11 protein-coding genes are annotated in these 13,069 nt (G+C 74.0%); 8 read left to right on the forward strand and 3 right to left on the reverse strand.

The window, feature by feature from the left end; genetic code table 11:
- Nucleotides 1–103 precede the first annotated feature (103 nt).
- The 4 genes from NDAS_RS12970 (at nucleotide 104) to NDAS_RS12985 (ending at nucleotide 8,129) form a co-directional block, all read left to right on the forward strand.
- Nucleotides 104–400, forward strand: coding sequence for a lactococcin 972 family bacteriocin (locus NDAS_RS12970; RefSeq protein ID WP_013153650.1), 297 nt, complete (start codon nucleotides 104–106; stop codon nucleotides 398–400).
- A gap of 71 nt (nucleotides 401–471) precedes the next feature.
- The gene (locus NDAS_RS12975) at nucleotides 472–2,541 is read left to right on the forward strand and encodes a hypothetical protein (RefSeq protein WP_013153651.1); all 2,070 of its coding nucleotides are present in this window, start codon (nucleotides 472–474) and stop codon (nucleotides 2,539–2,541) included.
- 18 nt (nucleotides 2,542–2,559) lie between these two features.
- On the forward strand, nucleotides 2,560–3,207 hold the full coding sequence (locus tag NDAS_RS12980) for an ABC transporter ATP-binding protein (protein WP_013153652.1): 648 nt from the start codon (nucleotides 2,560–2,562) through the stop codon (nucleotides 3,205–3,207).
- Between the two features lie 266 nt (nucleotides 3,208–3,473).
- Nucleotides 3,474–8,129: a hypothetical protein gene (locus NDAS_RS12985; protein ID WP_013153653.1), complete on the forward strand. Its 4,656-nt coding sequence runs from the start codon at nucleotides 3,474–3,476 to the stop codon at nucleotides 8,127–8,129.
- 65 nt (nucleotides 8,130–8,194) lie between these two features.
- Here NDAS_RS12985 and NDAS_RS12990 read toward each other — a convergent pair whose 3' ends face one another.
- Nucleotides 8,195–9,445: a tetratricopeptide repeat protein gene (locus tag NDAS_RS12990; protein WP_013153654.1), complete on the reverse strand. Its 1,251-nt coding sequence runs from the start codon at nucleotides 9,443–9,445 to the stop codon at nucleotides 8,195–8,197.
- A gap of 192 nt (nucleotides 9,446–9,637) precedes the next feature.
- Between NDAS_RS12990 and NDAS_RS12995 the strand changes: the two genes are divergently transcribed.
- Nucleotides 9,638–9,853, forward strand: a complete 216-nt coding sequence (locus NDAS_RS12995; protein WP_013153655.1) for a hypothetical protein — start codon at nucleotides 9,638–9,640, stop codon at nucleotides 9,851–9,853.
- 89 nt (nucleotides 9,854–9,942) lie between these two features.
- Here the strand turns inward: NDAS_RS12995 and NDAS_RS13000 are convergent, their stop codons facing one another.
- Nucleotides 9,943–10,386 carry a hypothetical protein gene (locus NDAS_RS13000; protein WP_013153656.1) on the reverse strand — a complete coding sequence of 148 codons (444 nt, stop codon included), beginning with the start codon at nucleotides 10,384–10,386 and terminating at the stop codon, nucleotides 9,943–9,945.
- 247 nt (nucleotides 10,387–10,633) lie between these two features.
- Between NDAS_RS13000 and NDAS_RS13005 the strand changes: the two genes are divergently transcribed.
- Complete coding sequence (locus NDAS_RS13005) at nucleotides 10,634–10,975, forward strand: hypothetical protein (protein WP_013153657.1); 342 nt, start codon at nucleotides 10,634–10,636, stop codon at nucleotides 10,973–10,975.
- A 105-nt stretch (nucleotides 10,976–11,080) separates the two neighbouring features.
- On the opposite strand, the gene NDAS_RS13010 is transcribed toward NDAS_RS13005, so the two are convergent.
- Nucleotides 11,081–11,536: a hypothetical protein gene (locus tag NDAS_RS13010; protein ID WP_013153658.1), complete on the reverse strand. Its 456-nt coding sequence runs from the start codon at nucleotides 11,534–11,536 to the stop codon at nucleotides 11,081–11,083.
- A 265-nt stretch (nucleotides 11,537–11,801) separates the two neighbouring features.
- Between NDAS_RS13010 and NDAS_RS13015 the strand changes: the two genes are divergently transcribed.
- Nucleotides 11,802–12,593: an SDR family NAD(P)-dependent oxidoreductase gene (locus NDAS_RS13015; protein WP_013153659.1), complete on the forward strand. Its 792-nt coding sequence runs from the start codon at nucleotides 11,802–11,804 to the stop codon at nucleotides 12,591–12,593.
- A 159-nt stretch (nucleotides 12,594–12,752) separates the two neighbouring features.
- The gene (locus tag NDAS_RS13020; protein ID WP_013153660.1) at nucleotides 12,753–13,046 is read left to right on the forward strand and encodes a hypothetical protein; all 294 of its coding nucleotides are present in this window, start codon (nucleotides 12,753–12,755) and stop codon (nucleotides 13,044–13,046) included.
- Nucleotides 13,047–13,069 lie beyond the last annotated feature (23 nt).

The following is a 13,069-nucleotide window of genomic DNA, read 5'->3' on the forward strand; positions in this document are numbered from 1 at the left end:
CGGCGCGCGGGCGGGGCGGTGCCCCCGTCCACCGACACGACCCCTCACAGCGAACCGCGAAGGACCTCCCCCGAGAACCCCGAAGGCCAGGAGAGGAAACACCATGCCCCACACCCTCAGGCGGGCGGCCGCGACCCTGGCGCTCGCCGCCGGGCTCACCGCCGGAACCGCGGGCGTCGCCGCGGCCGCCGTCAGCTACGTCGGCGGCGGGACGTGGTACCACGGGCTCACCTCCTCGGTCGTGTACTCCGACTACTTCCACGGGACGCGCTGCCACGGCTCCACGGCGGTGGGCAGGTACACCGTCACCTCCGCCGCGTACCTGCCGGGGTACACCTCCCGGGCGTCGGCCCCCCGCGCCCTGTCCAACAACGAGAGCTACTGGCGGCACTGCGGGTAGCCGACCGCGACGGACCCGCTGACGCCCCCGTCAGCGGGCCGCCCCCGTGTCCGCGACCGCTCCAGGAGACCATGCCCAACCGGACCATCGCCTTCGCCCACACCGCGTTCCCGCTGCTGGCCGCGCTCATCGCCGCGCTGCTGCTGGCCACGTGGGAGTTGACGATCCCCACCGCGCAGCACTCGGCGGTGGTGTGGATCGTCGGGGACGAGGGCACCTCCGACAGCGCCCGGGTCGCGGAGACCGTCGAACGCGTCGCCGCCGAGCAGGGCGTGGCGATCGGCTTCACCGCCCCGGACGTGCGCACCCCCGAGTCGCTGTCGCACCTGTACCTGGCCGTGGGCGACCCCGACTCCCGGTACGCCGACTGGCTCACCGAGGGCTACCCGTCCTTCAACCCGGCCACGGAGCTGCGCGTCCATCCCGTCGAGGCGCTCGCCGAACGCAGCCCGCGCGGCTACTACCTGGTCTTCGGCCCGCCCGAGAACGCGCGGGTGCTCACCGAGGCGCTCGCCGAGCACGGCCTGCGCCCGGACGAGGGCGGCAGCCAGGCGCGGCTGTGGCAGTCCTTCCTCGGCGGCCCGCTGTTCAACGTCCTGGCCCTGGCGCTGCTGGCGGGTGTGACCGCGGTCGGCGCGGGGGTGCTGCTCGGCTCCCGGGACTACGCCGTCCAGCGGCTGCTGGGAAGCTCCTACGGGCGGATCCTGCTGCGCGACCTGGGCCGGGTCGCCCGGCTGTGGGGCGCGGCCCTGCCCGGCGCCGCCCTGGTCGCCCTGGCCTGCCTGGGCCTCTACAACGACTGGAACCAGCTCGGTTTCTTCGCCCTGGTCGCCCTGGTGTTCGCGGGGGTCTTCGCCGCCGTGGCGGTGGCCGTGCACGCCGCGGTGCTCGGGTTGGTGCACACCACCGCGATCCTGCCCGCGCTCAAGGGCCGCATCCCCGTGCGCGCCGCCCAGGTGGGCGCCTACCTGGTGCGCGTGCCCGTGCTGCTCCTGGTGCTCGCCGTCCTGGGGTCGGTCGTCCACCTGGCGCAGACCACCCGGGAGCAGCGGGCCTCGCTGGAGGCCTTCGCCCGGACCGGCCGGACCTCGCACGTCGCCCTCAACGGCAGCGTCGGCATGGAGGACTCCGAGGCCGCCGACTCCCTCCTCGGCCCCTGGCTGCGCCGGGCCGACCGGGAGGGCCGGGTCGTCATCGCCGACCAGCACGCGCCCGAGTCCGTCGTGCCGGTCGGGTCCGGGCGACCCGGGTTCGACGTGCTCGTGGTCAACGACACCTACCTGGAGAAGCAGGAGATCGTGTCGCCCTCGGGCGAGCGCTACGGCCCCGCCGCCTCCGAGGAGCGGGTCCGGGTCCTGCTCCCGCCGGCGCACGCCTCCCACCGCGGGGAGATCGAGCGGGCGATGCCGGACTGGCTCCGCCTCCAGAACGGCGGTGGGGAGTCCGGGACCGACGTCGAGATCCTGCCCGCGGCCGACGGCCAGACGGTGTTCACCTACGGGTCGCGGGCCCCCTTCGCCCAGCAGGAACCGCCCTTCCTGCGCGACCCGGTGGTCATCGCCCTGCCCAACGGTTCCGTGCTCTCCGACAGCGCCTACGTCACCTACATGACCCACGAGGCCGTGCTGTTCCCCGATCCGGGTGTGGTGGAGCGGGCGCGGGAGGCCGATCCGCGGATGGCCGAGTACGTCAACGCGGTCCAGCCGATCCTCAACAAGGCGGCCGGGGCCCACGCCGCCGACCTGAACCTGCTGCGGATCGAGGCGTTCAACCTGGTCGCCGGGACCGCCCTGCTGCTGTTGACCGGCATCGCCTCGTGCGTCATCCACGCGCGCACCCGGGCCCAGACCGTCTTCGCCCGGCACATCAGCGGGTGGGGGTTCCTCGCCACGCACCGGCGGTTCCTGGCCGTCGAGGCGGGGATCTCGCTGGGCTTCGCGGGCTGGGCCGCGTGGAACTCGCTCACCACGCTGCGGGCGCTGAGCGACCCCGCCAGGATGCTGCCGCCCGAGCTGGTGCCGACCACCGGGCTCGAACCCCTCTACGCCGCGGCCATCGCGGCGACCGGACTCGCCCTGACCCTGGGCGCGCTCGCCTTCTTCCACCGCCGTATCGTCCGCGAGGGCTCCTCGCAGGCCTGATGACCCCCGGGAGGCAGCATGATCACCGTCGAGAAGCTCACCAAGTCCTTCGGCTCCCGCGTGCTGTGGCGGGACCTGGAGCTGACCGTGGAGGCCGGGCGGATGCTGGCCCTGGTGGGCGCCAGCGGCTCGGGAAAGACCACCCTGCTCAACTGCATGGGGCTGCTGGAGAGGCCCAGCGCGGGCCGGATCCTCTTCGAGGGCACCGACATCACCCGTCTGGGGCCGGGCGGGCAGCGGCGCTTCCGCGCCGACAGGCTCGGCTACCTGTTCCAGAACTACGCCCTGGTGGAGAGCGTGTCCGTCCGGGCCAACCTCGACATCGTCAAGCGGTACGGCACCAGGTCGCGCCAGGCCGCGGCGCTGGAGCGGGTGGGCCTGGCGGGACGGGAGCAGGAGAAGGTGCACCGGTTGTCCGGCGGTGAGCAGCAGCGCGTGGCGCTGGCCCGCGTGCTGGTCAAGCAGCCCTCCCTGGTGCTGGCCGACGAGCCCACCGGCGCCCTGGACCACGACAACGGCGCGATGGTCGTGGAGGTGCTGCGCCAGCTGAGCCGGGAGGGCTGCGCGGTGGTGATCGCCACGCACGACGACGCCGTCCGGGACGCGTGCGACGCCGCCTTCGACGTGGGCGCGGGGCGGGAAGCGGACGCGACCGGCGGCCGGTAGCGGCGAGGGCCCGGGGACAGGTCCGTCACCCGCCCGTCGGGCCGGGGGTCCGTGCGGCGGCGGGGGTTGCGGCGACCGGTGGCGGCGGGACCAGGGAGATCGCGCGACCGGCGGCCGACAGCGGCGGGACCGAGGGCCTGTGGCGACGGGGTCACCCGGCGGCGAGCGTTCCCCGAACGGTGGCGGCGGGCGGTCCGGCACCCCGACGGACGCGGCCCCGCCTCGCGGCCCCACGACTGTCCGCGACCGCTGGAATACTGCCGTGCATGCCCCTTCCCCTCCCCCTCCCGGCGGACCCCTCCTCCTCGACGCTCCTGCTGGACCGGGCCCGGGCCCAGGATCCCGGCCTCCAGCGGCAGGCCCTCGACCTGCTCGACGCGGTCCAGGCGCGGCTGGCCCTGCGCCACCGCGCCCGGGGACGGCTCATGTCCGACCTGGCGGACCGCTTCGCCTCCTCCGGCCTGCCCGAGGCGTACCTGCCCTGGTTCTGGGACACGGTCGGCCACCGCCTGGCCGGACCGGACAGGAAGCGCGCGGGGTCGGCCTTCACGCGGGCGCGCGAGGCGGAGGCCGCGCACGCGCTTCCCCTCGACCCCCACCACACGGTGGAGAACGCCCTGCTCTTCGCCCGGCACGGCGCCCTCACCGCGAAGGAGCTGGGCGCCCACCGCGCCAGGCTCGCCGCACTCCTGCCGCCGCGGGAGGCGCACCGGGAGTTCCTGCGCTTCCTGGACTCCTGGACGGCCGGTGGCGCACCGGTCCCCGCCGGGCTGCCCTCCCGGTTGCGCGCCTCGGCCGGGGCGGCGGGGCTGGGGACGGCCGAGGAGGCGCGTGCCCTGGGCCGGGTGCTGGCGGCCTCCGGGGGGCGCGAGGTCCCGGTGAGCGTGCTGGAGGCGGCGGACCGGGTCTTCGCCGAGGCACCGCCGTCCGAGGAGGACCGGCCCGGCCTGGCCGTCCTCTTCCCCGCCTCGGTCACCGACGGCGCCCCGTGGCTACGCCTCCTGGAGACCACCGGCGTCGCCGAGGACATGGCTCAGGGGCGTCTGCGTCCGAAGGGCGGCTACGGCGCCTGGCTGTCGCGCTACTTCTTCATGTACGGCTACCGGTGGGTGGGCCAGGGCGTGACCAGGCAGCGGATGCCCGATGAGCTGTACGCGCTGCTGGAGCGCATCGCCCCGCGCATCCGCGAGGAGAAGGCCCCCGTACGCCTCTACGAGGGCCGTTACCGGCACGGCCGCGTGGACGGCGAACTGGTGCGGGCCTGCGAGTCCCACGGCATCGGGGTGGACCTGCCCGCGGGGGTCGGGCGCCCCCTGCGCGGTCCGCAGAACACCGGAGGCGGGACGAGGCCGCACCCGCGTTTCCTGGAGCAGATGAACGCCGAGGTCGAACGGGTCCGGGGCGGTCTGCTGGAGTCGGCGGACAGGGGGCTCGCCGAACTCGACGCCTGCCTCTCCCACGAGGTCATGCGGAACCTGGACGAGGTCGAGGAGATCCTGGACGGGCTCGACCTGGCCGCGCCGCTCGCCCGAACCCTCCGGTTCGGGGTGCCCGGCGAGTACGGGTGGCGGGCCTTCGAGGAGGCCGTGGCCGAGATCGGCGCCCGCGACGGCGGCGTCCGGGGCATGACCTCCACGTGGCCGGTGCTGACCGTCTACGGCAGGGACGCCGCGGTGGCCGTGGACCACCGGGAGAGGCGCGGGTCCTGTTCCTTCACCCTGCCCGAGGACACCGACGAGCACACCGTGCACTTCGTGGGCGGGGACTTCCAGGTGGCCTGGACCACCAGTGGGAGGAGCGACGGCCGACGGTCGCAGCGGGCGCTGTGGTGCTCGGCGCCCGAGGACGTGTTCGACACGGCCTCCTCCCCGGCCCTCTTCGACCACGGCACCGCCCACTGCCACGACCTCGGCCTCGTCCTGGCCTCCCCGGACGGGGGCCGCTACGACCAGGACGGCGTCCTGCGCCCCGGGGACCGCAGGGGCGTCGTCCGAGTCGGCGACCACCTGGGCGACGGCACGCGCGTCTGGTCGAACACCGGCGGGGGCGACAGCGGTTTTCCGGAGGTGGACGCGGCCACCGGCGTCAGCGGAGACCTCACCTGCCCCGACTTCCTCACCCCGGACCCCCGGCTCGGTTACGCCGACTACCTGGACACGCGCCTGCACCTGGTCGGCCTGCCGGAGGGGGCGGACGGTTCCCCGCTGGGTTCGGCGGACGGGCTCGCGGGCTTCCGCGTGGTCTGGACCGGCCCCGGCGGGGAGGGGGCCGGGAAGGCCCAGCGGGCGCTGGAGGGCACCGACGGACGGCGCGCCCGGCTCCCCGACCGCCTCGACCTCAGGTACTGGGGTGTGCTGCGCATGCCCGGCGGCGCCGCCGGAGGGCTGTTGGCCTACCGCTGGAAGGCGGGCCACACGGTGGTCCAGTGCCGGGACGCCGACGACCACTCCCTGATCTGGGAGACCTGGGCCTACCCCAAGGCCCGGCTGAGGAACCACGAGGGCAACGGCCTGATCCCCCTGATGCCGCCGCCCGCCTTCTGGCACTTCCTGTCCCCGCGCGACCCGGACGCCTCCCGTGCCCTGCGCGGGGTGGACGAGGCCACCGCGCGCCGGCTCATCGAGGCGGCCCTGCACGCGCCCGGTGCCGAGGACCCCTCGTCCCCCGAGTCGCCGCTCGCCTCCTCGGCCCGGACCTCGCCCGCGCGCGCGGCCGCCGTGCGCGAGGCGCTGTCCCGTCTGCTGCCCGAGGTCACCGACGAGGCGCTGGTCGACGGCACGGGCGGTGTGGTGTGGGCGGTGCTGTGGGCCGCCGAACTGCGCCTGCGCCGCGAGGAGGCGTCCCGGCGCACCGCGCTCGTGCGCGCCGGCGCGCTGCCGGGTCCTGTCGCCGAGGCCACCGACGCGGACCTGGAGAGGGCGCTGGCGGGACTGTTCGACTCCGCGGAGACGGCGTTCCACTCCTCCTCCCGCGACCTGGCGGCCACGGTCACCGCCCTGACCGCCGACGGCGCGCGGCTGCGCGGCCGCACCGACGAGCACACCCGCAGGCTGAGCCCGCCCGGCGCACCCGCGCGCTGGGACCCCCTGCTCGGCCGCACCGACGCGGTCCTGTGGCGTCTGGCCACCGGCGGCGCGAGCCCCCGCGAGCGCGGGGCGCTGGTGGCACTGCTGCGCGTGTGGGCCGAGCAGCCCTTCGCCGAACGGGGGACCGTGTGGGTGCGGGGCCTGGCCACCGGCGCCTCGCTCGCGCCCCTGGTGGCCGCCGGACAGGCCGTCATCGTCGAACCGCCCTCCCCCCTGCCGCGCGGGTACGGCAGGGAGGCGCGGCACTGGTCGGGGCGCTACCTGGCGGACCGGCGCTACGCCTACGTGCGCGCGGGGTCGGCACCCGTGCCGGAGGGCGCCGAGGAGCAGGACCCGGTGCGGATCGAACGCGACGAGACCGCCCGGCTGCACCGCTTCCTGGAACTCCTCGACCAGCGGGGCCCCGTGGTGTTCGGCCCCGAGGCGGTCGCGGCCTTCCGCGCGACCACACGGGTCGCGAGGGCCACCGCCGAGTTCGTCCTGTCCGGGGAGTTCGGCCGTTCCAAGGCCGCGCCGGAGAAGGGCACCGCCCGCGCGGAGTACCAGAGGACGGGCGCGAGGCTGAGCACCGAGCAGCGCCGCCGCATGCTCGTGGCGGCCGTGCCCGACGACCCGGCCGGCCTGTGGGAGCCCGGCGGCACCGTCGCCGCGGCCGAGCGCATGGCCCGGGTGTGGGTCGAGATCCTCGGGGCCCAGCCGACCAGGGCCGAACTGGCCGCCGCGAAGGCCGAGTCCGAGGTGCCGGACCTGTTCGCCGCGGACCTGGCCATGGACCCCTTCTGGACCGGCCTGCTCGCCGACCCCTCCGGGGAGGGCCACGCCGCCGCCGACCAGCCCCGCCACCTGGTCCAGAACTCCTGGGGGAGCCTGGAGGTCCGCCGCGACGACACCAGGGAGAGGATCCACGGCGTCGGCGCCCTCGCCCTGCCCTTCCGCGACCCGGCCACCGTGCTCTCCTGGGCCGCGCTCCAGCTGCCGGTGGGCCACCCCGCCGCCGCGGGAGCGGCCCAGCTGCACGCGCGCCTCTCGGCGGGGCTGCGCCGCCCCGGTTCGTACGTTCCGCTGTCCTGCGACGTGCCCGCCCCCGCGGTCCGGGCGTGGGCGGAGCGGGCCGGGGCCGTCCCCGTCCGGGTCGGGCCGGAGCGCGCCCTCGAACCCGGCTCCGCCGCGTGGCCGATGCACAGCGACGGCGTTCTCGTCCTCCACGAGCCCCGGATGGACCGCCCGGTCGCGCCCGTGCTGCTGACCGCGGGACTGTTCGACCCCGGCGCCGTCGAGCGCACGGTGGAGGCGCTGACCGGGCTGGACCTGCACGACACCGCCCGGGAGGTCCGCAGGGCGGCGGCGCTGTACGGCGGGCTGGCCCGCACGGCCGCGCGCGCGACCGACACCCCGGTTCCGGCGGGCGGTTTCGAGGCCGACCCGCGTCTGAGCGCCCCCGACTTGGTGGAGGAGGTCGCGGGCGGGCTGGACGCTGACGCCGACGCGGCGGCGCTGTACCTGCAACTGCTCACCCTGTCCCGGCCCACCGACCGCAACGTGCGCCGGTGGAACGGTTGGGCGCCCGCGCACCACAGGAGGACCGCCGCCCGCCTCCTGGAGACCGGCGCGGTCGAGCAGGGCAGGCGCTCGCGGGCCGGGCGGACGCTCTTCGTCCCCGGCGACTGGACCGAGCTCAAGGCCCCGCACCTGCCCCTGGAGACGGCCAAGCTCGGCTCCCACCTGGTCCGGGCCAGGTTCGACAGGCAGATCGAGGGGCCCCTCAACGGGGTGTGGCCGGTGGCGCCCGCGCACGAGATGTTCGCCCGGGCCTGGAGGGAGCGCGGCCCGGCGTGAGGGCGGGACCGGCCCGGGCCCATGGCGAGGCCACCGGGCGGCCCCCGGATTCGGCGTCCGCGGGTTCAGCGCCCGCGGCGCCGACCCGTCGCGGCCAACGCCCGCTGCCACCACCCCTGGGCCTCCCCGGGCCTGCCCCGCCCCTGGAGCAGCACGCCGAGGTTGTACATGGCGGCGGTGTGGCCGAACTCAGCGGCACGGCGGTACCAGGTCTCGGCCTCGTCCTTGTCCCCCTCTCGGTGAAGCAGAAACGCGAGGTTGTACATGGCCTGGGTGTTGCCGTTCTTGGCGGCGCGCCGGTACCACACATCGGCCCCGCCGAGCTCGCCCCGGTCCTCCAACAGGGACCCGAGGTTGTACATGGCGTGCGCGTTGCCGTTCTTGCCGGCGGCGTTGCGGAACCAGGATTCGGCTTCGTCGAGCCGCCCCCGTCCCCGCAACAGGACGCCGAGGTCGTTCATGGCCTGGAGGTGTCCGTCCTCGGCGGCACGGCGGAACCACCCCTCGGCCTCGTCCAGCTCACCCTGTCCCCGCAGCAGGACACCGAGGTTGTTCATGGCATCGGTGTGACCGTCCTCGACCGCGCGGCGGAACCACCCCTCGGCCTCGTCCAGCTCGCCCCGGCCCTCCAGCAGGCTCCCGAGGTTGTCCATGGCATCGGTGTGACCGTCCTCGGCGGCGCGGCGGAACCACTCCTCGGCCTCCCCCAGGTCGCCCCGGTCCTCCAACAGGCTCCCGAGGTTGTCCATGGCCCGGGTACTGCCCGCCTCGACGGCACGGCGGTACCAGGTCTCCGCCTTGTCCTTCTCGCCCCAGACCCCGAACCTGAGGCCGATGCTGATCATGGCGTCGGGTTCACCGGCCTCGGCCCTGTCCCTCCACTCCCGCGGCACGTCTCCCCACTCGTAGGCCTGCTCGTCCCCGCCCTGTCCGCCGCCGGTCGGAGGCCGGAGCGCCGGGGGCGGTGCTTCGGCCCGGGGTTCGCCGTGCGCCGCGGAAGAAGAGGACAGGGTGCCGTCGGAGGCGTCCTGCCACAGGTCCAGGAGGCGCTCGACCTCGGTGTCGGCGTCGGCGCCGCGGACCGCCTCCGCCAGGACCTCGGTGATCATCTCGACCGCGCCCTTGGGCGGCAGGTCCGGCTTGGTGAGGGTGTCGTGAACCTTGGTGTGGGACATGGGCACCCCCTTGGCGTCCAGGGCGCGCTGGATCTGTCGGGAGGAGGGCCAGCCGGCCCGGTGGTGCAACTCATGCAGCGCGCGGTTGAGCTCGTCGAGCCCACCCGGGGGCAGATCGGGACGCTTCCAGGGCCGGGGCACGCCAGTCCTTCCGGATCGGTGCGGTCCATGACAGAAACTGCCAGACATCCTGCCACCAGAGGCCTTACGGCGTCTTCCGCTGTCAATGATTGTCAGCTCTTGGCCGCTCGTGTACTGCCTTGTCAATACCGCCCCGGGCCCGGTTCAAGCTGATCGCATCCCGATTCGCTCACCCCCCGGTGGAGGAACCCGATGCCCCTGCTCTCCGTTTCCGACACGGCCGTCGTGGACCTGACGGTCGCACTCCTGGGGACGGCCGACAGCTGGCCGCTCCTGCTGCTCGTGGTCCTGGTCGTCGTACCGGCGGTGTGGTCCCGCGACACCCGCCGCCGGCGCCGCGCCCGTCAGGTCCTGCGCCTGCTGCGCCCCCAGCACCGGCGCTGCGGCGACGGGGAACCGCGCCCGTGACCGCCGACGGGCTCCTCGGGCACCGGCGGCGCCCGAGGAACCCGGGCGCCACCACTGCCGGGGGGCCGAGGACGACGCGACCGGCCCCGTCACATCCCCTGCATGTAGCGTGCGGTGGCGCCGAAGAGGTACATCTCCAACTGCTCCTCCGACAGCCCCTCCTGCTTCGCGGTGTACAGGGCGAGCGTGGCCATGTCGCCGACCAGGTTCGGCCCCGTCAACAGGTAGGACTGCCCCGGGGGCGGCGCTTCGGGCCCGATCTGCTCCAGGACGAAAACCGCCGTGCGGACCGGTTCCAGCGAGTCCAGGGCGTAGGGGTAGCAGCGTTTGAGGTCCTCCAGGTATTCGCGGACCTGGATGCCCGGCTCATGGCCGCTGAACGCATACTCCATAACATTCCTAAAGAAAGCGGACAGAACACCCATAAAGGCCGCGCCCGCGGTCTCCATGTCCGCCCGGTGGTCCTCGATGCGCCCGCCGCGGAACAGGCAGTCCAACAGCACGCGGTGCGCCGCCATGATCTCCGGTGGCACTGATCCCCTCCTCGCACTCGCCGATACATCATGTCGCGGCGTTTCCCCGCGCAGGAGGGAAGCGGCCCAGGTGTCCGGAAGCGGCCACGGTGCGGTTCAGGGTCAGGCGTGACAGGAACAGCGCGGCACAGTAGAACAGCGTCAAGGTCTTGGTACGACAGCTTTTGCGGTCACTAGCAGAAAGAGCTCCGAGGCGGTCACGTTCTCGTCCGGCTCATCCGGTGCGCGGGGAAAGGGGGTCCGGACTGTGAGCGGTGAGAAGCGCGAGGTCTGGGGGATTCTGGAGGTCAGGGCTATCGTGGAGGGGGAGGACCGCCATGCCGGGGCGCTGAGGTGGCGCGGCTTCCAGACCACATATCCGTCCTACGATGAAGCGCTGTCGTGGGCCCACCACGGCTCGGCGGTGTTCGGGCACCCCTCCGACACGCGCTTCCCCCATCCGACGATCAGGAACGCACAGGTCATCGTCGACCAGGGCTCCCTGTTCATGGTGTTCCCGATCCCGGCCGGGGCCGACCGGCGGGAGCACTCCGAGAGGATCTACCGTGCGGCTCCCCAGGAGTGGCTGGGCAGTCTGCTCGGCGTCTGAGATACGGCGGCGGGGAGCCAGGGGCGGCGGCCCCGACGGCGTGGCGGGCGGCCGGGCGGCAGCGTTGACGCCCTTCCCGTCGACCCGGTGAAGACCGAGGCCGGACTACCCCTTGCGATGCAGTTCTTTCTGCACTGCCCGTTGCATCTGACCCATGGTTTCCCTCAGGTCGCGAGCCTCATCGCGCAGCCGCGTCCGCCATACGGGGTCGCGCTCTCTTTCGTAACGCATCGCGACTGAGCTGATTTCTTCAAAGTGTTCGATGAGGCATCTTGCCATGAGCAGGATTTCCTCGCTTCCCGGGGCCTCGATCGCCATACGAGAATACAGGTCCTCCAGTTTCTCGATAGCGTCACGCTCTTCCCGGTACCGGCTGTCCGTGTAAACGCCCTCTTGAATCCTCTGACACTCCTTGGCCGCCAGCACGAAGCTTGTGAACAAATCTCGGCGCGACTCCCGAAGAACCTGATCCCGCTGGGCTTTGCGCGCCGACAAGGCCACGAATACCGAGGCCACGGCCGCGATGACCGCGGCGATCAGAACCGCTTCCGCCTCAGACATGCCCCAGATTCTTCCAGGCCGATCCGCCGCATAGGAAGCTGCTACGCGCCGCCATATCCGTTCGCAGCCGGCCCAAGCGACGCTCGGCCCCCGGTTCCCGACCTTCACCGGCCTCCACCGGAACCGCCCCTGAATGGTCCAGGTGTCCCCGAACCCCCGGTGACAGGACGCGTGACCGGCGCGCGGGGGTCGAGTCCGGCAAGGGCCGTGGACTTCGCGGCGCCGGAATCCGCGCACGGCCGGGCGAGGGGCTAGAGTGCCCCGCATGCCATCGGATGACCTCTCCCAGCCCGGCCGCCACGACCCCCGCCGGAGCCGGGCGGGCCGCGCCGTCCTGGTCACCGGTGCCGCCCGGGGCATCGGCCGGGCCGTGGCCACCGCGTTCGCGGAGCTGGGCGACCGGGTCGCCGTGCACTACGCGACCCGCCGCGCCGAGGCCGAGGCCACCCTGGCCGGACTCCCCGGCGAGGGGCACGTCCTCCTCCGGGCCGACATCGCCGACCCCGACGCGGCCGCCGACCTGGTCGGGCGGGCGGTCGCCCGCCTGGGCGGGCTCGACGTCCTGGTCAACAACGCCGCGGTCAACACCGCCCACCCCCTGGCCACGACCTCCTACGAGCAGTGGCAGCGGGCCTGGCGGACCACCCTGGACGTGAACGTGCTCGGCGCCGCCAACACCAGCTACCTGGCCGCACGGCACATGATCGACCACGGGGTGCGCGGCCGCATCGTCAACGTCGGATCGCGGGGCGCCTACCGGGGCGAGCCCGACCACCCGGCCTACGGCGCGAGCAAGGCCGCGCTGCACTCCCTGGGCCAGTCGCTGGCCGTCGCCCTGGCCCCGCACGGCATCACCGTGGCCTCCGTGGCGCCCGGGTTCGTGGAGACCGAACGCGTGGCCGACCGCCTCACCGACCGGGTGCGCGCCGACAGCCCCTTCGGGCGCGTGGCCTCCCCCGAGGAGGTCGCCGCGGCCGTGCGCTACCTGGCCTCGCCCGAGGCGGTGTGGTCCTCCGGCGCCGTCCTGGACGTCAACGGCGCCTCGTACCTGCGCTGACCGGCGCGGCCGAAACGGGAACCCCCCGAGGGTCCTCCACACCCGCGAACGGATTCCGCGAAACACCTGACGGGGAGGCGGCGCGGGTCTAGTGTGCTGGGTGCCAGCCGCACGACCCGCTTCCGCAGCACGGTTCCCGGATCGCCCCCAGGTGAGGCCATGCCCGAACACACCGAACCCCGCACCTTCGACGCCGTGCTCCAGGAGTTCCAGCGGACAAACCCCGGCTGGACCCTGCGCTGCAACCCCGGCGCCGTCCCCGGCCGCCGCTGGGCGGCGGACAGCATCGAGCTGCTGACCGCCGAGGAGATCCACTGGGGTTTCAGGAACACGATCCTCGGCCCCGAGATCGCCACGGTGCAGAAGCGCCTCACCCGGGAACGGGAGGCCCTGGAGCGGTGGGAGCGGGCCCAGCGGGAGGAGCTGGAGGAGTGGAACGACTGGGAGGACTGAAGGGGCGGCAGGTCCGCCCCCTC

The organism is Nocardiopsis dassonvillei subsp. dassonvillei DSM 43111 (assembly GCF_000092985.1).
GTDB lineage: Bacteria > Actinomycetota > Actinomycetes > Streptosporangiales > Streptosporangiaceae > Nocardiopsis > Nocardiopsis dassonvillei.

Bases quoted from the DNA above. Each gene is read 5' to 3' on its own strand.
- NDAS_RS12995 (WP_013153655.1), top strand. From the start codon at position 9,638: ATGCCCCTGCTCTCCGTTTCCGACACGGCCGTCGTGGACCTGACGGTC.
- NDAS_RS13020 (WP_013153660.1), top strand. From the start codon at position 12,753: ATGCCCGAACACACCGAACCCCGCACCTTCGACGCCGTGCTCCAGGAG.
- NDAS_RS13015 (WP_013153659.1), top strand. From the start codon at position 11,802: ATGCCATCGGATGACCTCTCCCAGCCCGGCCGCCACGACCCCCGCCGG.
- NDAS_RS12975 (WP_013153651.1), top strand. From the start codon at position 472: ATGCCCAACCGGACCATCGCCTTCGCCCACACCGCGTTCCCGCTGCTG.
- NDAS_RS12985 (WP_013153653.1), top strand. From the start codon at position 3,474: ATGCCCCTTCCCCTCCCCCTCCCGGCGGACCCCTCCTCCTCGACGCTC.
- NDAS_RS12980 (WP_013153652.1), top strand. From the start codon at position 2,560: ATGATCACCGTCGAGAAGCTCACCAAGTCCTTCGGCTCCCGCGTGCTG.
- NDAS_RS13010 (WP_013153658.1), bottom strand. From the start codon at position 11,536: ATGTCTGAGGCGGAAGCGGTTCTGATCGCCGCGGTCATCGCGGCCGTG.
- NDAS_RS12970 (WP_013153650.1), top strand. From the start codon at position 104: ATGCCCCACACCCTCAGGCGGGCGGCCGCGACCCTGGCGCTCGCCGCC.